The sequence below is a fragment of the Bacillus sp. MUM 116 genome, assembly GCF_001866655.1.
Classification (GTDB): domain Bacteria; phylum Bacillota; class Bacilli; order Bacillales; family Cytobacillaceae; genus Neobacillus.
Window position 1 is genome coordinate 22,290 of the sequence record NZ_MLYR01000091.1, and the last position, 24,582, is coordinate 46,871.

Annotated in this window: 25 protein-coding genes; 21 read left to right on the forward strand and 4 right to left on the reverse strand. The window is 40.9% G+C overall.

The genetic code is table 11. The annotated features are described in order from the left end of the window. The first annotated feature begins 86 nt into the window (after positions 1-86). A complete protein-coding gene (locus BIV60_RS21255) occupies positions 87-2,114 on the forward strand; it encodes a YhgE/Pip domain-containing protein (protein WP_071357720.1) in 2,028 nt (675 codons plus the stop codon). Between the two features lie 58 nt (positions 2,115-2,172). Here BIV60_RS21255 and BIV60_RS21260 read toward each other — a convergent pair whose 3' ends face one another. From BIV60_RS21260 to BIV60_RS21275, 4 genes are all read right to left on the reverse strand, one after another. Then, a complete protein-coding gene (locus tag BIV60_RS21260; RefSeq protein WP_071357721.1) occupies positions 2,173-3,447 on the reverse strand; it encodes a M20 family metallopeptidase in 1,275 nt (424 codons plus the stop codon). A gap of 264 nt (positions 3,448-3,711) precedes the next feature. Next, a complete protein-coding gene (locus tag BIV60_RS21265) occupies positions 3,712-5,865 on the reverse strand; it encodes a glycosyltransferase family 39 protein (protein ID WP_071357722.1) in 2,154 nt (717 codons plus the stop codon). Continuing rightward, on the reverse strand, positions 5,862-6,851 hold the full coding sequence (locus BIV60_RS21270; RefSeq protein ID WP_071357768.1) for a glycosyltransferase family 2 protein: 990 nt from the start codon (positions 6,849-6,851) through the stop codon (positions 5,862-5,864). Before BIV60_RS21270 ends, BIV60_RS21265 begins: the two co-directional genes overlap by 4 nt. 164 nt (positions 6,852-7,015) lie before the next feature. Beyond that, complete coding sequence (locus BIV60_RS21275) at positions 7,016-7,465, reverse strand: PaaI family thioesterase (RefSeq protein WP_071357723.1); 450 nt, start codon at positions 7,463-7,465, stop codon at positions 7,016-7,018. 311 nt (positions 7,466-7,776) lie between these two features. Here BIV60_RS21275 and paaK point away from each other — a divergent pair, with 311 nt between their 5' ends. The 20 genes from paaK to BIV60_RS21375 all read left to right on the forward strand — a co-directional run bounded on the left by paaK (position 7,777) and on the right by BIV60_RS21375 (position 24,579). Further along, positions 7,777-9,102, forward strand: coding sequence for a phenylacetate--CoA ligase PaaK (gene paaK / locus BIV60_RS21280; protein ID WP_071357724.1), 1,326 nt, complete (start codon positions 7,777-7,779; stop codon positions 9,100-9,102). Positions 9,103-9,304: 202 nt separating this feature from the next. After that, the gene (gene paaA, locus BIV60_RS21285) at positions 9,305-10,261 is read left to right on the forward strand and encodes a 1,2-phenylacetyl-CoA epoxidase subunit PaaA (RefSeq protein ID WP_071357725.1); all 957 of its coding nucleotides are present in this window, start codon (positions 9,305-9,307) and stop codon (positions 10,259-10,261) included. 18 nt (positions 10,262-10,279) lie between these two features. Beyond that, on the forward strand, positions 10,280-10,630 hold the full coding sequence (gene paaB, locus BIV60_RS21290; protein WP_071357726.1) for a 1,2-phenylacetyl-CoA epoxidase subunit PaaB: 351 nt from the start codon (positions 10,280-10,282) through the stop codon (positions 10,628-10,630). Then, positions 10,627-11,439, forward strand: coding sequence for a 1,2-phenylacetyl-CoA epoxidase subunit PaaC (gene paaC, locus BIV60_RS21295; protein ID WP_071357727.1), 813 nt, complete (start codon positions 10,627-10,629; stop codon positions 11,437-11,439). The genes paaB and paaC overlap by 4 nt, the downstream gene beginning before the upstream one ends. A gap of 25 nt (positions 11,440-11,464) precedes the next feature. Continuing rightward, complete coding sequence (gene paaD / locus BIV60_RS21300) at positions 11,465-11,965, forward strand: 1,2-phenylacetyl-CoA epoxidase subunit PaaD (RefSeq protein ID WP_071357728.1); 501 nt, start codon at positions 11,465-11,467, stop codon at positions 11,963-11,965. 123 nt (positions 11,966-12,088) lie between these two features. After that, the gene (locus tag BIV60_RS21305) at positions 12,089-12,391 is read left to right on the forward strand and encodes an EthD family reductase (protein ID WP_071357729.1); all 303 of its coding nucleotides are present in this window, start codon (positions 12,089-12,091) and stop codon (positions 12,389-12,391) included. Next, positions 12,391-13,167 (forward strand): enoyl-CoA hydratase/isomerase family protein, encoded by a 777-nt coding sequence (locus BIV60_RS21310; protein WP_071357730.1) that lies wholly within the window; start codon positions 12,391-12,393, stop codon positions 13,165-13,167. Before BIV60_RS21305 ends, BIV60_RS21310 begins: the two co-directional genes overlap by 1 nt. 4 nt (positions 13,168-13,171) lie before the next feature. Beyond that, entirely contained in the window at positions 13,172-13,945 is a 774-nt protein-coding gene (locus BIV60_RS21315; protein WP_071357731.1) for an enoyl-CoA hydratase-related protein, read from the forward strand. A gap of 15 nt (positions 13,946-13,960) precedes the next feature. Further along, positions 13,961-15,469, forward strand: a complete 1,509-nt coding sequence (locus tag BIV60_RS21320; RefSeq protein ID WP_071357732.1) for an aldehyde dehydrogenase family protein — start codon at positions 13,961-13,963, stop codon at positions 15,467-15,469. 69 nt (positions 15,470-15,538) lie between these two features. Beyond that, the gene (locus BIV60_RS21325) at positions 15,539-16,411 is read left to right on the forward strand and encodes a 3-hydroxyacyl-CoA dehydrogenase (RefSeq protein ID WP_071357733.1); all 873 of its coding nucleotides are present in this window, start codon (positions 15,539-15,541) and stop codon (positions 16,409-16,411) included. Then, positions 16,408-17,613 (forward strand): thiolase family protein, encoded by a 1,206-nt coding sequence (locus tag BIV60_RS21330; RefSeq protein ID WP_071357734.1) that lies wholly within the window; start codon positions 16,408-16,410, stop codon positions 17,611-17,613. The genes BIV60_RS21325 and BIV60_RS21330 overlap by 4 nt, the downstream gene beginning before the upstream one ends. 67 nt (positions 17,614-17,680) lie before the next feature. Beyond that, the gene (locus tag BIV60_RS21335; RefSeq protein WP_071357735.1) at positions 17,681-18,457 is read left to right on the forward strand and encodes an enoyl-CoA hydratase-related protein; all 777 of its coding nucleotides are present in this window, start codon (positions 17,681-17,683) and stop codon (positions 18,455-18,457) included. Between the two features lie 80 nt (positions 18,458-18,537). Beyond that, positions 18,538-19,419, forward strand: coding sequence for a phenylacetic acid degradation operon negative regulatory protein PaaX (gene paaX / locus BIV60_RS21340; protein WP_071357736.1), 882 nt, complete (start codon positions 18,538-18,540; stop codon positions 19,417-19,419). A 93-nt stretch (positions 19,420-19,512) separates the two neighbouring features. After that, positions 19,513-20,466, forward strand: coding sequence for an NAD(P)H-dependent flavin oxidoreductase (locus tag BIV60_RS21345; RefSeq protein WP_071357737.1), 954 nt, complete (start codon positions 19,513-19,515; stop codon positions 20,464-20,466). Positions 20,467-20,520: 54 nt separating this feature from the next. After that, the gene (locus tag BIV60_RS21350) at positions 20,521-20,913 is read left to right on the forward strand and encodes a PaaI family thioesterase (protein ID WP_256218490.1); all 393 of its coding nucleotides are present in this window, start codon (positions 20,521-20,523) and stop codon (positions 20,911-20,913) included. A gap of 155 nt (positions 20,914-21,068) precedes the next feature. Beyond that, positions 21,069-21,371, forward strand: a complete 303-nt coding sequence (locus tag BIV60_RS21355) for an urease subunit gamma (RefSeq protein ID WP_071357738.1) — start codon at positions 21,069-21,071, stop codon at positions 21,369-21,371. 29 nt (positions 21,372-21,400) lie between these two features. After that, positions 21,401-21,724 carry an urease subunit beta gene (gene ureB / locus BIV60_RS21360; RefSeq protein ID WP_071357770.1) on the forward strand — a complete coding sequence of 108 codons (324 nt, stop codon included), beginning with the start codon at positions 21,401-21,403 and terminating at the stop codon, positions 21,722-21,724. Continuing rightward, complete coding sequence (gene ureC, locus BIV60_RS21365; RefSeq protein WP_071357739.1) at positions 21,721-23,433, forward strand: urease subunit alpha; 1,713 nt, start codon at positions 21,721-21,723, stop codon at positions 23,431-23,433. Before ureB ends, ureC begins: the two co-directional genes overlap by 4 nt. Before the next feature lie 11 nt (positions 23,434-23,444). After that, positions 23,445-23,903 (forward strand): urease accessory protein UreE, encoded by a 459-nt coding sequence (gene ureE, locus BIV60_RS21370; RefSeq protein ID WP_071357740.1) that lies wholly within the window; start codon positions 23,445-23,447, stop codon positions 23,901-23,903. Then, positions 23,893-24,579, forward strand: a complete 687-nt coding sequence (locus tag BIV60_RS21375) for an urease accessory protein UreF (RefSeq protein ID WP_071357741.1) — start codon at positions 23,893-23,895, stop codon at positions 24,577-24,579. Before ureE ends, BIV60_RS21375 begins: the two co-directional genes overlap by 11 nt. Positions 24,580-24,582: the final 3 nt, after the last annotated feature.

The following is a 24,582-nucleotide window of genomic DNA, read 5'->3' on the forward strand; positions in this document are numbered from 1 at the left end:
TTAGGCCCTGTTTTTTTATTTTGGAGCATAAAGATTGCGGAATTTCTAATGATAAGAGGAAAGATTATGCAAGAGGTGTTCCTGAAATGGGCAAAATTTGGCACATTTACATAAATGATTGGAAAAAAATATTCGGTGTTCCATCTGTTACTTTATTAGTTGTAGGACTTATGATCCTGCCTTCTATGTATGCTTGGTTTAATATCAAGTCGATGTGGAACCCATACGGGAATACTTCAGGAATTCAAGTGGCCGTCGCGAATGAGGATGCAGGTGCTGTACTCCGTGGGAAAAATATAAATGTAGGAAATGAAACAATAGCGAATTTAAAAAAGAATCATAAACTTGGCTGGGTATTTGTAAACTCCCGAGAAGCCAAGAGAGGGGTGGAGGAAGGTGATTATTACGCATATCTAATCATTCCAAAGACTTTTTCGAAAAACATCACAAGTATCATCGCAGCAAATCCTCAAAAACCGAAAATTATTTTTGGGGTTAATGAAAAAATTAATGCGGTTGCACCGAAAATAACCAGCTCTGGTGCTTCCGGTGTGACAGCTCAAATTAGCCAAGCTTTTATCAAAACCGTTGGGGATGCCATTTTTTCAGGCTTTTATAAGGCAGGAGTGGAACTTGAAAAAGAGTTGCCCTCGATTCTGGATGTGGAAAAACAAATATTTGCACTGGAAAAAGCACTTCCGTTAATTGACGCAATGGGGAAAAAAGCAATTGAGCTTGAAGGAAAACTACCGGAGATTCACAAGAAGGGACAGCAAATTATTGAACTGGAGAAAAGAATACCGGAATTAAATCAAGCTGGAGAAAGTATTTTAAAGGTGGAAGCAAAATTACCGCTTGTTAAGGAAGCCGGTGACAAGGTGCTCGCCCTTCAAAATAGAATTACCGATATTCAGAGAGTATCCTCGTTAGTTGAAGATGTGATATCGAACCTTTCAGAAGTAGAAACTCGGATTAAGGAAGCTATTGATCAAGCGAAGGCTGCAAACGGGGCAGATACCTCAGCAAACCAAGCAAAATTGAATCAAGTGTATGATGAATTAGTAAAAATCCATCAGGATGTTCAAGCAGCACGAGTAGACCTTGAGCAAAAAGTAAATCAAGTAGTAGGTGGAATTAACACAGCAGCTTCATTTGTAAAAACTGAATTACCAACGATTGAACAAAAAATCCATAGGGCGGCGGATTTTGTCCGGAACGAATTACCTGGACTGGAGTCGGATATTCGAAAAGCAGCTGACCTCGTTCGAACAAAGCTTCCTGAAGTTGAAAAGGTGATACATAAAGCAGCTAACCTCTCAAGAAATGACTTACCGGGTTTTGAAGAAAAAGTAAGGACGGCTGCTGACAGAATCAGAAAGTTTAAAAGCAGTATCAATATCTACGATTTGATTCAATTTTTAAAGCATGATCCTAGTAAAGAAAGTAATTTTTTGTCCAATCCGGTTCTATTAAAAACTAAGCGAATTTTTCCTATTCCGAATTATGGCTCAGCGATGTCGCCATTTTATACGATGCTGGCCTTGTGGGTAGGGGCTACGCTCCTTGTAGCCTCCATTAGGGTGGATGTGGATAATCCGGATAATCGATATAGGGACTATCAGCTTTATTTGGGAAGATTATTCACCTTTTTAACAATCGGGATTATACAAGCTATCATTGTTTCTTTAGGAGATTTATTTTTAATTCATACCTATGTGGTGGACAAAGGCTGGTTTGTTTTGCTTTGTATCTTTATCAGCATGGTATTTATGATAATCATCTATTCGCTGTGTTCCGTGTTTGGCAATATTGGGAAAGGACTGGCCATTATTTTGTTGGTCCTGCAAATCTCCAGCTCAGGGGCAACATTTCCCGTGAGCGTGACGTCAACGTTTTTTCAAACCTTGAATCCTTTTATGCCCTTTACTTATGGTGTTAGTATGCTTAGGGAAACAGTTGGTGGGATGATAAATAAAATTGTAATCCAAGACTTTTTAGCTCTTCTTGTTTTTGTTGGTGTTAGCTTTCTTATTGCACTGGTTTTAAAGAAACCAATAGGAAATCGGATCCAGCGCACAGCTGAAAAGGCAAAAGCCACTAAATTGATTCCATAGGACTGAATGATGGATCGAAAAACTACTGGGTGTTTATTTCAGTAGTTTATTTTGAAAACTATTTTAGGTACTTAACTGCGGTTGCAGCATATATTTCTGCAGATTCAATTATGTTCTGTACTGAAACACGCTCATCGAACCCGTGAATCGTTTGTTGTAGTCCGGGACCGTATAGGACTGTGTCAATTCCATTTCTCCGGGAATGACGAGCATCGCTGGAAGCAAGTAGCAATTTGCTGAAAATTAGTTCTTCATTTCCCAGGACTCGTTGAATCCCTCTCTCTAATGCCTGCGCGATTGGACGTGTTTCCAAGGTCCAGTTTGGGTCTAAAAGGGACCCCATCGGCTCTACAATTGAGCCTGGAGCAACTTGTTCAACAAGTCTTCTGGCGGTATTTAGTACAAACTCAGGCTTCATACCGAATGGGACCCTAGTATCTACTTCAATAACGCATTTTTCGGCGACGACATTTACCTTGGTTCCGCCCGTAATGATACCTGGATTGTATGAAGGACGATAAAGTAGCTGCGCAAGGGAGGGATTTCCTGTCTGGCGGGAAAGGAACCACTCGCTCTTCTTTAAAAGTGGCCCAAGCTCTGCAGGAGGAGTTGCCTTCAAATCCCATAATCTGGATAGTGCCTCAACCACTAATGCTCCTTTCCTTATTGCAGAGATTCCTGAAACCGGCTGCTGGCTGCCGTGTCCCGGCTGGCCAGGGATTATCACCTTAAACCATGCAGGTGCTTTCTCTCCAACATCCGGGTTACGAGGGTATGTTGGCTCGCCAATTATACAGGCATCACCGTGAATCATTCCTTGGTCGATGAGTTTTTCCACAGCATTGCCGCCGGTCTCTTCGTCTGGAACGGCGACAACCCCAAGACTCCCCCTCAGATTAAGTTTGGGGGCCAGTTCTTGAAGCAGTCCAGCTACAAAGATAAGTGCTGCCAATCCGGCTTTCATATCGGATGCCCCCCGGCCTAAAACAAACCCATCTATAACCTCTCCTGAGAACGGGTCAAAGGACCAATGAGTACGGTCTCCCGCGGGTACAACATCTGTATGTCCGCAAAATAGGAGCCTTTTACCGGGGGCTCCAGTTAACTGAGCATCCCCGACTAGTGTGACCAGTCCACTTTCTTTGTCGTTATATTCAGAAATGGAGAATCCTTTAACATTTAAATATTCGCTAATATGCTGTCCCACTTCCCGTGAATATTTTGTAAACTCGTTAGATGGATTTTCGGATGGTATTCGAATAAGCTTAGTGGCAAGGTCGATCAATTCCTGCTGTCTTTCTCTAACCAGCTGGCGAATCATGATGCCTCTCATATGCCATTCCTCCCATTCAAAACAGTTATACAGTATGCTATTCACTGTGTTTGGGTTGTATGCTGGGGTTTAGAAAGGGGGGGATTGGTTATTTCTGAGTATTCGCCGTTTCGCATTAAATAGTTTTTGAAGGGGAGTATTAAAGAGAAAACCGGGTTTTTGCCCGGTTTTTTTGAAAAATGAAGTGCCGCTGTCATTAAGAGAGTAAACTCGATTTTAAAAATCAATCCTAAAAAACAAAACTACCAAAGAACTTAAGAAACATTACCCATTATATACATACAATGTCTCTCCACCCATTCTTCCACCAAACATATTTGTAGAAGTGTTACCTTGCCATTCTCTGCTCGGAACCTCTTTACAATTTTCCTGAATCCATTTTGTAACTGATTGGCTTTGGTCACCTCCCATCCTATCTCTGCCTGAGATTAAGAAGAACTTTACCTCACCAGCTTTTGCCATTTTCGCCAATTTAGCTGGAGTCAGGGCAGGGTCACTTCCTGAGAAACCACCCATTGCCATAACTGCATAATCCGTCTTTAAAATATATGGTGCGGCAGATTGGGTGCTGTCCGTAGCGAAGAAATATTTTTCGCCATCATAGTGTTTCTTTAAATAAGAGAGTAAAGATGTATTTACTTCATTCTCAGGGCGGCCGCCTCTTCCTTGCCGAGTATGGAACTGTGCATTAGCTGGAACACTCGTTGAATCTTGTTTTGTAATAAACGATGCATCCTCACCGTAAGAATTGCCTGGATGCATCCCCCCATAGCCCCCCATATTGCGTGCAAACTGTCCGCCTCCCATCCTGCCAAAGGACGAATTTGGGCCGGCAATCGGTGTCATTGAATTTCCAGTTTTATTAATCGTTATACCCGTCCAATAAAGTGGAATCACAAGCAAGGCGAGAACGGCAGCCATCGGTAATTTTAGCGTAAAACTTTCTCCTCTCCTTAATTGAATAAAGATAATTAAGGAGACTACACCTGCAATCAATGTTCCTAAAATCATCATGGATGCCTGCGAATTTTGATAAAGAATTAATGCCTCAAAAAGGAAATTTGCGACCACGGAACAAGGTAAAAGCCAAGATTCCCAGCCTTCTTTGTTTTTAAATAAATTCCAGAGAACAGTCCAGCCAATACCCACCAATGCAGCAATTGCCGGCCCCATCATGCTTAAATAATACTGATGGAAGAATTTTGCGATGCTGAAAAAAATCATCATCGGAATCAGCCAGGAAATCCAGAAGGTGGAAAATTTACTGCTAAGGTCAAACCTTTTATTTTTCCGAGATTCAGCAAAAATACCAATTGCTGCGAAGAAAACAAATGGTAAAAACCAACTGATTTGTCCGGAAAGCTCTGTAGAAAAAAGGCGTAAAGGACTAGGAGTACCGGTGCCAAACATGCTGCTTGAACCATTTCCAGGACCACCCATTCGGCCACTTTGGAAGTGTGGAGGATAGGTGTCATTTCCAAACATACCTGGGAAATTAGAGGCACCGTCATTTCCAGATGAACTTTGGTTACCTTGCTTCTGATTCGATGATGTTTGCCCCTGATTAGAAGTTATTCCTTGTTGCTGTGTTGGATATTTTTTTTCGTTAACAGCAGAACCTCTCGGAGATTTGTTATTCATCCCAGTTAAACGAGAAACCCCATTATAACCAAGCGCTAACTCGAGAACTGAATTGGTTTGACTGCTGCCGATATAAGGGCGTTTGCTTGCAGGAACAGAATCAACCACAATTGCCCATGATAGTGATACGGCTGCCAAAACCATGGTAGCAGCCAATAAATGCATCAGTCGCTTTTTCCAATTTGTTTTTACTGCAATCCAGTAAAATAAATAAAATGCAGGCAACACCATATAGGCTTGAAGCATTTTAATATTAAAGCCGATACCAACCAGGATTACACTAAGAATAAGCCAGCCCACTTTTTGTTTTTCAATTGATTTCACTAATGCCCAAGTGGCAGCCAATAAAGTTACGATAAGGATACTGTCCACGTTATTCGTACGTACAACAGCAACAAAAATAGGTGAACAGGCAAGAACTAGGCTGGAGATTAATCCAGCAACCCGGCCAAACTTCGGCTTAACAAGAATATACATAATAAAAACAGAAACTACTCCAGCTAATGCTTCGGGAAGCAAAACGCTAAAATCGCTTAACCCAAAAATTTTCGCGCTTAATGTTTGAATCCATAATGCCACAGGGGGTTTATCGACCGTAATGAAGCCCTGAGAATCGAAGGAGCCGTAAAAAAAGGCATGAAAATTTTGCATCATACTTTTTACGGCCGCTGTATAATAGGTATTTGATCCAGCATTTTTTAAATTGTAAAAGTTTAATAAGAAGGATAATAAAAGAATCCCAATCAGCAAAAAATCGACTCTTTGTAATTTTTTCATATTATATTTCCTTTCACTTGTTTTTGAACGTTTTTTTCACTTCGTTGCATTCCATAAATGTCACGTACCACATAAAGAGGGCGATTCTTCGTTTCGTCATAAATTCGGCCAATGTATTCTCCGATAATCCCTAAGAGGACTAGAACGATGGAGCTAAAGAACAACTGAATAATAATAATTGAAGCCCATCCTGAGACGATTTGCTTGGTGAAAATTTTCAAATAGAAGACGATTGCCATATAAATGAAACCGGTAACCGCAAGCAATCCACCGGTATAGCTTGCAAGTTTTAAAGGTTTATAGGAGAAGGAGGTAATTCCATCCATTGATAACTTCAACATTTTTTTAAGCGGGTACTTCGTTTCGCCGGCAGCCCGCTCATCCCGTTCATATTCGATTGCTGTTTGGCGAAATCCCACCCAGCTTGATAATCCTCGGACAAACCGATTTTTTTCACGTAGGGTTTTCAGCTGGTCCACGACTTTCCGGTCCATTAAGCGAAAATCTCCCGTATCAAGCGGAATATCAATTTCTGTCATATTCCGAAGCGTTCGATAGAACAATGACGCAGATTTCTTTTTAAAAAAGGATTCTCCTTTCCTCGATGTCCGCTTGGCATAAACCACATCAAAGCCTTCCATCCATTTTTCGATCATCAATAATATGAGTTCGGGGGGATCTTGCAGGTCGGCATCAATAATTACCACCGCTTCTCCATGGGCATAGTCCATCCCAGCGGAAATCGCGATTTGGTGGCCAAAGTTTCGCGAAAAGTTAATTAGCTTTACGGTCTCGTCTCTCTCACTTAAATAAATAAGACAATCTTCCGTTCGGTCCTTACTGCCGTCGTTGACGAAAAGAAGTTCATAAGAACCCCCGGTGGAATCCATGACAGATTTTAACCTTTGATAGGTTTGTCGGATAACTGCTTCTTCATTGAAAACAGGGATGATAATGGAATATTTTACGTCCTTCACGCTACTCAGATCTCCTTTCAAAAAAATGCAAATTATTCTTGGATTAGCCTAACTATAGCCAAACTCCCTTAATAAATTCTTAAGAAAAAATTGAAGGACAAAATTCATTGGAAAACAAAAAAATGTCCTTCATCAAATCGATGAAGGACAACTCACTTTAAAATATGAAAGATCTACGATTCGTTTTCAACAAAGTACTGACTTTTACGATAAACCATTGCTTCCATTGTGGCGATTAGTTCAGTGTCGCTAAAAACACGAATATTATACCAGCCAAGGCGGTGATTTTTCTTAATTTCCTCTGCTGTTGCCAGGAGTGTTTCCCCTGGTTTTCCAGCAGACATAAAATTAACATTGGTGGTTACACCAACGGCAGTTTTTCCATAAGAATTGCTGGCTGCAGCAAATACATAATCTGCCAGAGAAAAAATAACTCCTCCATGGACAGTTCTATGGGCATTTAACATATTTTCATCCGGAGTTAATTCAGCTTCTGCAGTTCCGGGACCAAGCTTTGTCAACTTCATGCCAAGGAATCGGCTATAGGGTTCATCTTTCATGGTGCTGACAATTTGTTCATAATGTTTTTCGTGAATCATTTTGTCATCAAGATTCGTAGTCATCTTATTTCCCACCTTTTTTTATGTATAAAACACTTTTTAACGTGACGTGTCATATTTGAAATATACCATTTTATAAATCTAGTATCAATTTTAAATATTAAAAAATATTAAAATTCCTTCTTATAAATGGCTATAACTCAATCATACAGGAGGAAAATTTTATAATTAAAATTTTCAGTTATTAATATTGACATAGTGGTAATAGAGTATTAATCTATAACTATGTTACATCAAATTTAAATATCGTATGAAATGTGTTATTAAGAAGATTGACTGAATTTTTTTAATGAAAAAGTAAGGGGGATAAAAAAATGTATAATCCGGAAATTGAAACAATGAGCCGCTCAGAGTTGGAAGCGCTACAATTTTTGCGTTTTAAACAAACTGTGAAAAGGGTTTATGAAAATGTCCCATTTTATAGGGAAAAGTTTGATGAATTAGGAATTACACCTGATGATATTCAATCCTTGGAAGATGTAAGATTGCTTCCATATACAAAGAAAAAAGATTTACGGGATCAATATCCATTTGGTTTGTTTGCAGTTCCGATGGAAGAAGTAAACCGAATCCATGGATCTTCGGGAACAAGCGGTAAACCAACAGTTGTCGGATATACAAAAAATGATATTAAAAATTGGGCAACCATTGTTGCACGTGCCATCGTCACTGCAGGAGGAAAAAAATCAGATATTTTCCATAATGCTTATGGATATGGCCTTTTCACTGGAGGACTTGGTCTTCATTCTGGGGCTGAAGAGTTGGGAGTAGCAGTAGTTCCTATTTCTGGCGGTAACACAGAAAGACAAATAACCCTTATTGAAGACTTTAAACCAAGAGGAATTTGTGGAACTCCTTCTTATATTTTAAATATTGTTGAACAAATGGAACATATGGGATTGGACCCACGTGAAACAAGTCTTGAATATGGTATTTTTGGAGCCGAACCTTGGACAGAAGAGATGCGCGCTACACTTGAGAAAAAGCTGAATATTAAAGCCATTGATATTTACGGTTTAAGTGAAGTAATGGGTCCGGGTGTTGCGATTGAGTGTATTGAAGCTCAAAACGGTTTGCATATTGCTGAAGATCACTTTTTAATTGAGGTCCTTAATCCTGAAACATTAAAGCCAGTAGAAGACGGCCAAGATGGAGAACTTGTATTTACTAGCTTAACAAAGGAAGCGCTGCCAATCATCCGATACCGCACAGGGGATATTGCCTCAATTACGCGTGAAAAATGTAAGTGCGGCAGAACCCATACACGTATGTCCCGATTGAAAGGACGGACAGATGACATGCTCATCATTCGTGGAGTAAATGTTTTCCCTTCTGAAATTGAACGCGTTCTTTTACAAATTGAAGGTCTTGTTCCAAATTACCAAATTCACTTGATTAAAAAAGGAAGCTTAGACAGTGTGGAATTACATGTTGAAATTGATAAGCAGCTTTATCAGGGAGTTGGCGAAGATTTAGGACATGCAACCATTCAAAAATTAAAACGCAATATTCAGCATCAAATGAAATCCAGTTGTTTAGTATCCATGGATACCATTATCAATAAACCTGGAAGCCTTCCTCGTTCTGATGGTAAAGCAAAGAGAATTGTGGATAAAAGGAATGCTGTACCTGTAGTTTAATGGGGTTTTTAATAGATGAAATGAAAGCGAATTCACCTGTGCTTGCCTCTTTTAGTTTTGTTTAAATCTTGGGAGCAAGCATAGGTGAAATGATTGGGAATACACTATTGTAAAGATAAGTATAGAAAATATTCTTGCTATTTATATAACAATAAAATATAATAACGTTAGATAAACGTTATATAAGGAAGGTGGTATTAAAATGAGCATCCTTGAAAGTGACTTAAAAGAAAATGAATTATTAGAACAGTTTATCGCACGTATCGAAGCGGGTGATAAAATTGAAGCGGATGACTGGATGCCGGAGGAATACCGGATTGCATTAATTAAATTAATTTCACAGCACGGAATTAGTGAAATTATGGGCGCGCTGCCTGAAAAGGAATGGGTGCCAAAAGCGCCATCATTAAGAAGGAAATTAGGAATCATGGCAAAAGTACAGGATGAAATGGGCCATGGACAGCTTCTTCTTCGTGTAGCAGAAGATTTATTAAAGCCTTACGGAAAAGACCGAGGCGATTTAATGCAGGATCTCTTTAACGGAGATTTAAAGTTTCATAATGTGTTTCATATGGCAACAAAAACTTGGGCTGACGCCGGAATGATTGGCTGGCTTGTTGATGGAGCTGCCATTATTACACAAACAAACATGCTGGGTGCTTCATATGGTCCATACGCGCGAGCTTTGCACCGCATTTGCGCTGAGGAAGTTTTCCACGCACAGCATGGGGAAGCGATTATCATGGCACTCGCTGAAGGAACAGAAGAACAAAAACAAATGATTCAAGAAGCATTAAATGATTGGTGGGAAGCGCTTCTTATGTTCTTTGGCCCAGCAAGCAGCACAACGACCGGTACAAGTAAACAGGATGTAACGATTAAATATAAAATTCGCACAAGTACAAATGAAGAACTTCGTCAAAGCTTCTTTACGAAGTACATTCCGAGAATTTTATCATTGGGCTTAACAATTCCGGATCCAACACTTCATTTTGATGAAGAGCAGCAGCTTTGGGTTTACCAGCAGCCTGATTGGAATAAATTTAAGCAAATTATTAAAAACAATGGCCCGCGTTCACAAGCAAGATTGAATTTACGAAGAGTTTCTTATGAAACGAATGCGTGGGTACGCGATGCCTTAGCTGCAACAGTTAATTAATGAAGGGGGAAGAGAAAAATGGAGCAAAAGAAAACATTTTATCAGGAATTTGAAGTTTTCAGTAAACGGACACCTTCTTCACCCTTTCAGCACCAATTCAGTTTGTTAGCACCAAATGCTGAAATGGCGATGGTAATGGCTCAAGAAAACTTTATGCGCCGTGATCCGGTTGCAGATATTTGGGTAGTGAACCGTGAACATATCCGTGATATGACAAAAGAAGAAAAGCTCACATTACAACGTTTAGATAATAAAGATTACCGTACAACGAAGGGCTACGGTTACTTAAAGAAAAAATGGCGGCATTATGAACAACAAATGTTCGATGAAAAAGAAATCCTTTCTTGGGCGGGAGGTAATAAAAAATGACCGAACAAAATTTAACCATCACTCCTGAATTAAAGGACAGAGTAGTTAATTTATTGTTTCAACTTGCAGATGACGACTTCTTTTATTCGTATCGTGGATCTGAATGGCTTGGACTTGCACCTCATATTGAAGAGGATGTTGCATCTTCATCTATCAGTCAGGACAGCATGGGCCATGCCGCAATGTTCTATCAATTATTAGAAGAAATCGGGATCGGAAACGCTGATGCACTCGCCCATCTGCGACCTGCAAATGAAAGAAAGAATAGTGTTTTAGTAGAGAGACCAAATGGTGAAGGCTATTACATGGAAGTGCCGAAATATGACTGGGCCTACGCAGTCGTTCGGAATTATTTTTATACAGCAGCAAAGAAAGTTAAAATTGAATCTTTGAAAAACAGTTCCTATGAGCCGCTGGCTAAAGTTGCAATTAAAGTAAATATGGAATTGTATTATCATTTGCTTCACTGGAAAACATGGTTTGTCCAGCTTCTAAGTTCAACAGATGAAGCCAAGCAAAAAATGAAAGCAGCAATTGAACAAGTCATGGGTGATTTCTACGATGTCTTTTCGCTTGGAACAGACGGTGAGAAAATAGTTGAACTTGGTTTAATTGAAAAAGATGATGTCCTAATCCAACGTTGGAAGCAACAATTGGAACCAGTTTTTCAATCTGTTGGTTTAAGCCTTCCGGAAATTCCGGCTAACCCAGAAAGAAACGGCCGTAATTTGGAGCATACAGAAGATTTAGTATCGGCAATTGAGACACTTTCAGAGGTTTATCGTTTAGATACAGCTGCATCATGGTAATGTAAACATAGAAAGAGGTGTGATCATGCAAATGTCTATAGATTCACTGGAAAAGCAGGTACTGGAAGTATTAAATGATGTTAAAGATCCTGAAATCGATACAGTGAGTATTATCGACTTGGGTATGGTAGAGGAAGTAATCGCCGAAAACGGTGTGGTTGAGATTAAAATCCTGCCGACCTTCTTAGGATGTCCGGCCCTTAGCATAATCCAAAAGAATATTGAAAATACCGTGAAGGCCATTAAGGATGTAGAAAAGGTTAAGGTGGAATTTATCAACCACCCGCCATGGACGTCAGATCGGATTTCGGAAAAAGGCAGAAATGGGCTTAAGGCATTCGGAATTGCTCCCCCGCCTCGTTTAATGGACAGTGATGGATCGTGGCATGTTGACTGCCCGTATTGCGGTTCTACCTATGTGACCATGGACAACATCTTTGGACCGACAGCCTGCAGAAGTATTTTATACTGTAAAAGTTGCAAAAACCCATTCGAAGCAATGAAACCGATATCAACTTTAATGTAGATAAGAAAAGCGAAAGCGCCCTGTTTAGCGAAGTACAATAGCCGCTTGGCGCTGGAGCTGGACAATTCTCAAATGTGTATGATATTAATTCCAATTTTAAAGAGAATGTGAGGAGAATAGACGATGGCAAAATTAATTGCTTTATATAAACAACCCGAAGACAAAGCTGCATTTGATGAACATTATAATAATGTACATGTACCAATCACCGAAAAAATTCCTGGCTTGCGAGAAATCAAAGTAACAAGATTTACTGGAACGCCAATGGGCGGGGAACCTCCATATTATTTAATGTGTGAAATGCGTTACGACAGTTATGAAGATTTACAAAATGGCATGCGTTCCGAAGAAGGTAAAGCTTCTGGAAAAGATTTGATGAAATTTGCTGGCAAGCTCGTTACTTTGGTTATTGGGGAAGACGATTAATGAAAGCACACGAATATATTGAGACTTCACAGCAAGACGGTGTCGGGTTGATTGAGTTAAACAGACCTGCTCAATATAATGCATTAAATCGTACAATGGTCCGTGAAATTGTGGATGCGATGGAAACTTTCGATGGGGATGAGGAAGTTCGGGTCATCGTAATCACAGGGAAAGGACGGGCATTTTCAGCCGGTGCGGATATTGATGAAATGGCGGGGGATGATCCAGTTCGACTGGAGCTATTGAATCAATTCGCAGATTGGGACCGTCTATCCTTAATCAAGAAGCCTATCATTGGTGCGGTAAAAGGCTTTGTTTTTGGCGGGGGATTTGAGTTGGCACTGAGCTGTGATTTATTAATTGCAGCCAGCGGTACGGAATTTTCTTTCCCGGAAGTGAACCTTGGAGTCATGCCGGGAGCTGGAGGAACCCAGCGTTTAACAAAAATTGTCGGCAGGACGAAAGCGTTGGAATGGTTATGGAACGGCACGAAGATTACAACGGAAGCTGCCCTTCAACATGGCCTGATTAATCGAGTCGTTTCGCCTGAAGTATTAATGGAAGAAACAATGAAAATGGCTAAACAAATTGCGAGACAGGCACCGCTTTCGATTCGTTTAATTAAAGACGCGGTCAATAAGGCAGTCGATTATTCCTTATATGAAGGAATGCAATATGAAAGAAAAAATTTCTATTTACTGTTTGCATCCGAGGATCAAAAAGAAGGCATGAACGCTTTTATCGAAAAGCGAAAACCGGAATTTAAAGGGAGATAACCATATGTATGAAACGATTTTGTATTCCGTTGAAAACGGTGTGGCCCGAATTTCGTTAAATCGGCCGACTACCTTAAATGCCTTCGTGGCGCAAATGAATAAAGAAATCACGCATGCTATTAAAGTTGCTTCCGCATCTGATGAGGTCCGCTGCATCGTTCTAACTGGTGAGGGACGGGGTTTTTGTTCCGGCCAAGACCTATCGGAAGTGGATGAAAAGATGGATCACGGGCAAGTATTAAGGGAGAAATACGGCCCGATGGTGAAGCAAATCTATCAATGTGAGAAACCGATTATTGCGGCAGTTAACGGAATTGCTGCCGGTGCAGGGTTCAGCCTTGCATTAGCCTGTGATTTTCGTCTTCTTTCAGACCGGGCAAGCTTTTTAAATGCTTTTATTCACATTGGATTAATCCCGGACTCAGGTAACAGTTACTTCCTTACTAGATTAGTAGGAGAAGCCAAAGCCCTAGAAATTTCGATTTTAGGTGAAAAAATCCCTGCGGACCAAGCACTTGCATTCGGACTTGCTACCAAAGTGGTTTCTTCCGATAACTGGGACGCTGAAGTCACCCAATTTGCAGAGCGAATTGCGGCCCTGCCAACTAAAGCAATCGGATTAATCAAACGTACAATTAAATCCGCAGGTGAAAAATCCTTTACTGATTACTTAGAAGAAGAGGCCCAAGCCCAAAGAATTGCCGGCCTAACGAAAGATGCTCGTGAAGGCGTACAGGCCTTTATGGAAAAAAGAAAACCAACCTTTATCGGCAAATAAGAGGAGGATCAACTCATGACAACACAAGTAACTGAAGCGGTTTCTTTAAAAAGAGATTACTATCATTTAATTATAAACGGTGAAAAAGTAGAAAGCTCCAATGGTAAAACGATTAAAACTTATAATCCAGCTACTGGAGAATTACTTGCTGAAGTAGCAAAAGCTTCACAAGAGGATACAGAAAGAGCGGTTTTAGCAGCCCGCGAAGCATTTGATCACGGAAAATGGCGCAAATATCCAATTAACCGCCGTTCACAAGTATTAAATAAAATTGCTGCAATTATGCGCTCCCGTTTTAATGAGATTGTAGAATTAGAGATTTTAGATACTGGTAAGTCATTGGCTGCAGCGCAAGGTCAAGTATCACAAGCAATTGAAGATTTTGAATTTTATGCAGCTGCTATTGTCGGCCACCGTGGTGTCGTTAACAATATGCCCGGTCAATTTCATAATTTCACAGAAAAAGAGCCTGTTGGCGTTTGTGCGCAAATCATTCCTTGGAATTATCCATTAATGATGGCGGCTTGGAAAATTGCTCCTGCTATTGCAGTTGGTTGTTCTGTTATTGTAAAACCAGCTAGCTTAACTCCGCTTACTGCGATTATTTTAGGTGAAATCTGCTTAGAGGCAGGCGTTCCTGCAGGGGTTGTGAACATTGTTCCTGGATCAGGTTCAGAAGTCGGTAACTACCTAGTAGAACATCCGAAAGTAAATAAAGTGGCTTTCACTGGTTCTACACCAATCGGTAAAGATATTATGGCGAAAGCTTCTGAAACATTAAAACGCGTTACTCTTGAATTAGGCGGTAAATCTCCTAATCTCGTATTTGAAGATGCGGATATCGATGCAGCTGTTGATGGATCACTTTTTGGTATTTTCTATAACTCCGGCCAATCATGTGAAGCACGTTCCCGTTTGTACGTACATGAAGATATTTACGATGAATTCATCACGAAGTTTGTTGAAAAAACAAAGAAATTAGTACTTGCGAATCCATTTGATAAAGGAACTCATATGGGTGCAATCATCGACCAAGACCAGTTAAATGTCATCGATGGCTATGTAAAATCAGCCATTGAAGAGGGAGCAGAAATTTTAGCAGGAGGAAAACCTGCTGTTGTCGAGGGATATGAAGGTGGATTCTGGTATGAGCCGACTGTCATTGCAAATGTAAACCACGACATGACCGTTGTAAAAGAAGAAATCTTTGGTCCTGTTGTCGTTGTTATGAAGTTTAAGGATGAAAAGGAAGCTATTAAACTTGCAAACGACACAGAATTCGGCTTAGGATCTGCCGTATGGTCAAAAGATGGTGCGCGTGCAACTCGTGTGGCGAAGCAGATTGAAGCAGGAATCGTAATGATAAACTGCCCATTCTCAGCATTCCCTGGTACACCATTTGGCGGTTATAAGCAATCTGGTTTCGGCCGTGAGCTTTGCATCGAAACACTTGATCTATATACCGAAACAAAGAGCATTGTTTCTTACTTTGGAAGTCGTCCAATAAATCCACTAGGTGTTTAATATCCTACATGTACGAATGAGACTTCATGGTCTCATTCGTACTTCTTTAATTAGACAAAGGAGAGATGGTTGATGAAAAACATCGTTGTTGTTGGTTCAGGTGTAATGGGCAGAGGGATTGCCTATGTATCTGCACTTGGTGGATTTTCCGTTACATTAGTTGATGTGAATGAAAATGCGCTTAAAAGTGCTGAAGGTGAACTGAATTCAATTTTTGCAAAAGGCCGCGAAAGAGGAAAAATTTCTGCCGAACAGGAACAAGTGGCAAAAGCGAATCTGTCCTATGCCAGTGATATGCCGCAGGCTTGTTCTTCTGCTGATCTAATTATTGAAGCCGTGCCGGAAAAAGCGGAAATCAAAAAACAGGTTTTTGAAACAATGGAGCAATTTGCGTCAGAGCATTGCCTTTTTGCAACCAATACATCCACAATGAGTCCTACTGAAATTGCTTCTTATGGAAAACGTGCAGAACGGACTATTGCGATGCACTTTTTTAATCCGGTTCACAGAATGCCGCTTGTGGAAATTGTCCGTGGGCTTGAGACAAGTGACGAAACAGCAGAGACGATTAAAAAAGTGGCTGAACAAATGGGAAAAGAAACGGTTGTTATTAATGAATTCCCAGGTTTTGTCACAAGCCGGATCAGCTGTCTGGTAGGAAATGAAGCTTTTTATATGCTGCAAGAAGGTCTCGGCACACCTGAGGACATTGATAAAGCAATCAAACTTGGTTTGAATTACCCAATGGGTCCATTTGAATTGGTCGACCTTGTCGGTTTAGATGCCCGCTTAAATAACTTGAAATACTTGCATGAAAAATTGGGTGAAAAATACCGTCCGGCACCATTGCTCGAACAATATGTGGCTGCAGGTCGACTAGGCCGTAAAACGGGCAAAGGTGTTTATGATTATTCCAAAAAAGAAGAGTTGGTGAAAAAATGAAAGAAGTAGTAATTGTTGACGCCGTTAGAACACCAATTGGAAAATATAAAGGTGCTTTAAAAAGTGTCCGGCCGGATGACCTGGGTGCCATCGTACTTAAGGCCCTTCTTGATAGAAACCCAAAGCTTCCTCCGGAACAAATTGAAGATGTTATTTTTGGAAATGCCAATCAAGCGGGGGAAGACAATCGAAATGTTGCGAGAATGTCAGCCTTACTTGCCGGATTGCCGATAACTGTTGGTGGAACAACGATTAACCGTCTTTGTGGTTCTGGTTTGGATGCCGTAATTCTTGCAGCAAGATCGATTGCCGTAGGAGAAGGGGATATTTATATTGCAGGTGGTACTGAAAGCATGACAAGAGCCCCTTATGTAATGGGTAAGCCGGAAATTGATTATCCAAGAGGTTCCATGGAGCTTCAGGATACGACCATCGGCTGGCGCTTTACGAATAAAAAATTAGAAGAAATGTACGGTGCAGACTCCATGCCGCAAACAGCAGAAAATGTCGCACAGCGCCATTCCATCACTCGTGAAGAGCAAGATGAATTCGCACTCCGAAGCCAGCAACGGGCAAAAGCAGCCATGGAAAATGAACGGTTTGCGAATGAAATCGTTCCTGTCACCTTTAAAGATCGGAAAGGGAACGAGGTAGTGGTAACAAAGGACGAGCATCCACGCCCGGATACTTCCTTAGAAAAGCTATCAAAACTTCGGCCTATTTTTGAAGGCGGTACGGTCACTGCGGGAAATGCATCCGGCGTGAATGACGGTGCTTCAGCGGTATTATTAATGAGTGCTGAAAAAGCAAAGGAACTTGGCTTAAAACCGCTTGCTAAATATGTAGTCGGGGCTGTTGCCGGTCTTGAACCAGCAGTCATGGGCCTTGGACCAATTTATGCGACAAGAAAAGCACTCTCCAGAGCGAATCTATCGGTCGGCGATATCGGTTTAGTAGAATTAAATGAAGCTTTTGCTTCCCAGTCGATTGAATGCATGAAACAGTTAGAACTTGATTCTGAAAAAGTAAATGTCAATGGCGGTGCAATTGCCTTTGGTCATCCTCTTGGCGCAAGTGGTGCCCGGATTTTAACCACCCTTGTCCATGAAATGAAAAAACAAAAGGTACAATATGGACTTGCAACCATGTGTATTGGTGTCGGTCAAGGAATTGCTGCGATTATTGAAAACATTGAGAATTAATTTTTAAGCCCTTATATAGTTTGACTAATAAGGGCTATTTTGTCTAATAAGGGAGCGAAATTAATTTATGGCAAACGTATTATTTAAAGTTGAAAATCATATTGGCTATGTAACAGTTAATCGTCCTGACGTTTTAAATTGTTTTAACTATTCGACCCTATCCGAGCTTCAAGAAATTGTGAATGGTATTTCTCTAAATCCGGATGTTCACGTTGTGATTTTTACGGGGGCTGGAGAAAAAGCATTTAGCGCCGGTGCCGATTTAAAGGAACGAAAAACATTAACCGAAACAGAAACAAGAAGGAATGTAAAAGCGATTCGAGATGTATTTAACAGTATTTCGCTGCTTCCACAGCCAACGATTGCGGCTGTTAATGGCTATGCGCTTGGCGGAGGATTCGAATGGCTGCTATCCTGCGACTTTGCGGTTGCAGCGGAAGGAATCTCACTAGGTTTAACAGAAACAAGCTGGGCGATTATACCGGGAGCTGGCGGAACACAGCGGTTGCCAAGGCTGGTTGGTGAGACAAAGGCAAAAGAATTAATTTTTACTGCAAAAAAATTGTCCGCTGAGGAAGCACGTGAATTAGGTATTGTCCTTAAGGTAGTCCCACAAAACCAATTAATGTCTGCTTGTGAGGAATTTGCCGGGAAAATCATGAAAAATGGACCTGTTGCTATCCGACAGGCAAAATATGCGATTACAAGAGGGCTTAACACGGACTTGCAAACAGGGCTTGAAATAGAAGCAAAGGCATATGAGTTAACGATTCCGACAGAAGATCGCATTGAAGCTTTAAATGCTTTCAGTGAAAAAAGAGCACCACGTTTTTTGGGGAAATAGCTTGTTTTTTAAGAAAAATATATAAAAATAGTAACGTTCGTATAAAATTTGTGATATAAAAAGAAATGGGGGTGAAGAGAATGGGTGAAAATACACGATCAATGATCTTTACAATATACGGTGATTATATTCATCATTATGGTAATAAAATTTGGATTGGCAGTTTAATTCGATTGTTAAAGGAGTTCGGCCATAATGAGCAGGCAGTGCGGGTGGCGGTTTCCCGTATGTTAAAGCAGGGATGGGTTGAATCTGAAAAAATAGAGAATCGCAGCTATTATTTTCTTACAAAACAAGGGATTAACCGGATTGAAGAAGCAGGAAATCGTATTTTTAAACTGCATCCAAGTGAATGGGATGGGAAATGGCGAGTCCTTATGTATACCATTCCTGAAGAAAAAAGACAGATTCGGGATGAGCTTCGTCAAGAGTTATTGTGGAGCGGTTTTGGAAGCTTTTCCAATGCCTGCTGGATATCTCCTAACAACTTGGAGAAAGAGGTAAAGCTTCTTATTAAAAAATATGACATCAGTGAGTATGTCGACTTTTTTGTTTCCGAATATATTGGTCCAAGGGATAATCCCACCCTTGTGGAAAGAAGCTGGCCATTAGCAGAAGTGGTGGAGAAATACGAAGAATTTATTATTATGTACAGTAAGCAGTTTTTTGCCAATCAAGAGATTATTAATCGCGGCGAAATGACGGATGCCCAATGCTTCGTCGAACGGACAAAGCTTGTCCATGAATACCGTAAATTTTTGTTTATCGACCCCGGTCTTCCGAACGACCTGTTACCGGAGAATTGGAACGGAAACCTTGCCGCAACGCTATTTAATCAATATTATCAACTCCTTGCAGAGCCTGCCAGTCGTTTTTTTGAGAGTGTTTTTAAGGAAAACAATGACCTTTGCAAAAAAGATGACTCTTATGATGCCAAACAACATCCGTATATGATTCAATAACAGCAAAGCAGCTTTTCGACATTGTTTTAGGAAGAGCTGCTTTGTTGTCAATTGAATTGGGCTAATTGCTTTTTAGATGAAAGGGGAATAGGCATGAAATATGTAAATGAATTGCTGTCGATAAAATATCCAATACTTCAGGGCGGCATGGGAAATATCAGTAATGCCCATCTGACAGCAGCTGTTTCGAACGCCGGCGGGCTTGGGACAATTGGCTGCGGTACGATGACACCAGAGCAGGTTGAGGCGATTATTCTGGAAACCAAGGAAAAAACGAATAAACCTTTTGCTATTAATATTCCAATTAATGTTAGTCCTTTTACAGAAGAAATGGTTCAATTGGTCATCAAACTTAAAATACCGGTGGTTTCATTGTCTGCCGGAAATCCCGCTCCTTATATCGCTCGTTTTCATCAACATGACATAAAAGTCATTGTTATTGTGGCTGCTGTAAAACACGCACAAAAAGCAGAAGAGGCTGGTGCTGATGTATTGGTTGCGGAAGGTTTTGAGGCAGCAGGTATCAATTCCAATCTGGAATTGACCACATTTGCACTGATCCCGCAAATTTGCAAACATGTTTCGATTCCTGTTTTGGCAGCAGGGGGAATTGGCGATGGGCACGGTTTGGCGGCGGCATTGATGTTAGGAGCGGCAGGCGTGCAAATGGGAACACGCTTGATTGCCACGAAGGATGCTCCGTTTCATTCTATTTATAAACAAAGACTAATTGATGCTGCCGATAATGAAACGGTGATTTTAGGCCGGTCGGTTGGACAAGTCCGTAGAGTGCTTAAATCCGGGTATGCGAAACAAATCATTGATTTGGAGCGTCAAGGTTTGTCAGAGGAACAATATCGTCAGATGACATCGGAGGATTTCCATTTGAAAGGTGCTTTAAATGGCGATAGTGAAAATGGCTTCATGAACAGCGGTCAAATTGCCGGGCTTATCGAAGATATTCCGACAGTACAGGAATTAGTAGATGGAATGATGAGGGAAGCAAAAGCTGTCATGGAGGAGCGCTTAAGCCTGTTCACATTTTAACTGTTTATTGAAAGGAGTTCTGGGATGGGAAACATGGACAAGGGGTTTAATCTTATGAGGGTTGTTACGGATGGCGTGGTGCCTCCTCCGTGTGATCAGACGTTGCAGTTGAAGGTGACCTCAGCATGTGATGGAGTCGCGCGTGGGATTTGGAGTGTTGATGATCAGTTCATGAACGGACTCGGAGTGGCAATGGGCGGCTTTGTTTCATCAGCAGCAGACATCATGATGGCCTATGCGGTTGCTTCCAAAATAAATGAAGGTGAGAGTTTTACTTCTATTGATTTACATACAACCTTTCATCGGCCAATTTTAAAAGGAGAGGTTATGGTCGAGGCCAGGGTTGAAAAAATGGGCAGAAAGGTTGCCTATGTCATTGCAGATTTATTTCAAAATGAAAAGAAAGCAGCGAGTGTTGTGTCTTCTGTGATGATTATTAGTGAATAAATTCGAGCTATCGGGACTCAGCCCCGATAGCTTTTTTTAGTTCAAAAAAATTAAAATATTAAAACTGCTGTTTAAAAAGAAATTGAATTGGGAAATTTTATTGAAGTATGGTTAATTTTAACAACAAATAGAGGGAATTTGAAGGAGGCCGCGAAATGCTATTAGTTCCTCGTGAGATTGATAAACTTATGATTGTTGTCGCAGCAGATCTTGCCAAAAGAAGGAGAGAAAGAGGATTGAGATTAAACTATCCTGAAGCTGTTGCACTGATAACATATGAAGTGCTGGAAGGAGCAAGAGATGGAAAAACAGTGGCTGAATTGATGGAATATGGTGCGACCATTTTAAAACGCGAAGATGTGATGGAGGGAATTCCAGATATCATTGACGATGTACAGGTGGAAGCGACTTTTCCCGATGGAACAAAATTAGTCACTGTACATGATCCAATTCGATAAGAAACAGCAGGAGGGATAACCCAATGGAGATGGAACCAGGTCAATTGTTTTTAAAAGAAGAACCGATTATTTGTAACGAAGGAAGAGATCTTTTCAAGATGAAGGTAACCAATACAGGAGATCGCCCGGTCCAAATCGGTTCACACTTTCATTTTTATGAAGTGAATGAATCCCTAAAATTTGATAGGGAAGAAGCCTTTGGAAAACGGTTAAATGTCCCTGCCGGTGCGGCGGTTCGTTTCGAACCAGGTGATGAAAAGGAAGTTGAATTGGTTAGTTTTGCAGGAGAACGTAAGGTGTATGGCTTTAACAATAAAACCGATGGGACTCTTGAAAGCGGGGGGAATCAATGAGTTTTGAAATGCCGCGTAAACAGTATGCGCAAATGTACGGACCGACTACTGGTGATTCAATACGGTTGGCCGATACAGATTTGATTATTCAAATTGAAAAGGATCATACCGTCTATGGTGAAGAAGTGGTCTTTGGTGGCGGTAAAGTAATCAGAGACGGAATGGGTCAGCATCCTCTGGTCACCAGAGGAGAAGGTATTCCGGATGTGGTGATTACGAATGCGGTGATTTTAGATTATACCGGAATTTACAAGGCCGATCTTGCAATTCGTGATGGAAAGATTTCTGGTATCGGAAAAGCCGGTAACCCATTGATCATGGATGGTGTGGATATTATCATCGGTACTTCCACTGAAATCATTGCAGGTGAAGGAATGATTGTAACAGCCGGGGGAATTGATACACATGTACATTTTATCAACCCGGCACAAGTGGAGGTCGCCCTTACAGCGGGGCTAACTACTTTAATTGGTGGAGGTACAGGCCCTACTGCAGGATCAAGGGCAACAACGGCCACTCCCGGCGAGTGGAATATTCACCGTATGCTCGAATCGGTAGAAGGTCTCCCAATAAATGTGGGACTAACAGGTAAGGGTCAGGCTGCAACAGAAGAACCTTTAGCAGAGCAAGTTAGGGCAGGTGTCATCGGTCTTAAAGTTCATGAAGACTGGGGGGCAACGGCCTCTGCCATTGATCATGCATTAAGAGTTGCTGACAAATATGACGTTCAAGTGGCACTTCATGCGGACACGTTAAATGAAGGTGGATTTGTTGAAAATACGATGGCCGCTATTAAAGATAGGGTTATTCACATGTATCATACAGAAGGGGCTGGAGGAGGGCATGCACCCGATTTGATTAAATCAGCAAGCTTCATGAATGTCTTACCTTCCTCTACCAATCCAACATGTCCGTATACTATTAATACCATCGACGAACACTTGGATATGCTAATGGTTTGTCATCATTTAAATCCTTCCGTACCAGAGGATATTGCCTTTGCCGATTCAAGGATTCGCAAAGAGACCATTGCCGCAGAAGATATTCTTCAGGATATGGGGATTTTTAGCATGACAAGCTCTGATGCACAGGCGATGGGTCGCGTTGGTGAGGTTGTCATCCGAACATGGCAGGTCGCTGATAAAATGAAAAAACAAAGAGGATTATTAGAAGGAGATCGTGAGCTTTCAGACAATAACCGTGCTAAGCGATATATTGCAAAATATACGATTAATCCTGCGATTACCCATGGAATTTCCGATTATATTGGTTCCATTGAGGTAGGAAAGATTGCTGATTTGGTCATTTGGTCCCCAGCATTTTTTGGAGTGAAACCAGAACTAGTCCTCAAGAGTGGATTGATTGTCCACGGTATGATGGGGGATGCAAACGCGTCAATTCCGACACCACAGCCGGTAATTAGCCGTCCGATGTATGCCGCAACAGGAAAAGCATTAGCAAAAAGCTCGATTACATTTGTATCACAAGCAGCCTATGAAGGGAAAGTTCATGAAAAACTTGGTCTGGAAAAAATGATCCTCCCTGTAAAGGGAATCCGTAAATTAACGAAAAAAGACATGAAACTTAATTCGGAAACACCTGAGTTGTCAGTTGATCCGCAAACATATGAGGTTAGAGTCAATGGCGAGCTTATCACATGTGACCCCGTTGATAAGGTACCAATGGGACAACGATATTTCTTATTTTAGAGGTGAAGCGCATGTTAATTGAAAGAATAGAAACCAATATTGAAGAAATGGAAAAGGAAGAGATTTTTAGAAGGCATATTGAAAAAGTCTACTTGGAAAGTGCGAATCTTGTAAAACGGATTCAAAGAGTAACAACGGACCATGGCAGGGAAATTGGCATCCGCCTAAAGGATCCGCGTGACCTTGTTGCAGGCGATGTTTTATATATGGATGAAAAAAATATAATTGTCGTTGATGTGGTCGCGGATGATTTGTTGGTGATCAGTCCGCGTAATTTAAGGGAAATGGGAAACATTGCTCATCAATTAGGGAACCGCCATCTTCCTGCCCAATTTGAAGGGGACGAAATGATGGTTCAATACGATTACCTAGTGGAAGAACTTTTAAAAGAACTTAAGATTCCTTATAAGCGGGAAGAGCGAAAGGTAAAGCAGGCATTTCGCCATATTGGTCATAGTCATGGAGCATAAGTTCCTATCACTTTTTCAGTTATGTGATTCTAATTTTCCAACCGGTGCTTTTAGTCATTCATACGGCCTTGAAAGCTATATTCAAGAAAATGCTGTACATAATACGGAAACATTTTCACAGTGGCTTCAGGTTTATATAAAAGAGCAGCTCATCTTTTCTGATGGGCTTGCAAGTCAACTTGTTTATCAAGCACTGGAAGAGGAAGATTTTCAGAAAATCTGGAAGCTGGATCGATTATTGGCGGTGCAAAATTTACCCCGTGAAACAAGGGAAGGCACTCAAAGAATGGGTGAGCGAATGTTAAACCTGGTGCAATCATTATTTGATGCACCAATTCTTTCCGTTTACAGAAAAAGGATTGAGACAAAGCAATCCTTTGGTCACCCATCCATTGTTTTTACAATGGTTGCCAATCACCTTGGTGTGCCATCACCAACGACCCTTTTATTTTATTTGTATTCCGTTGTTTCAGGTATTGTCCAAAATGCAGTGCGAGGCATCCCATTAGGACAGACGGCTGGACAAATCATTCTTCGCGACGTCCAAACCGTTTTGGCCGAGGCCGTCCAAACGATTCAACAGTTGGACGAAGAGGATTTTGGAATCGTTTCACCGGGGATTGAGTTATCTCAAATGAGGCACGAGCGTGTAAATATTAGAATTTTTATGTCATAAAAA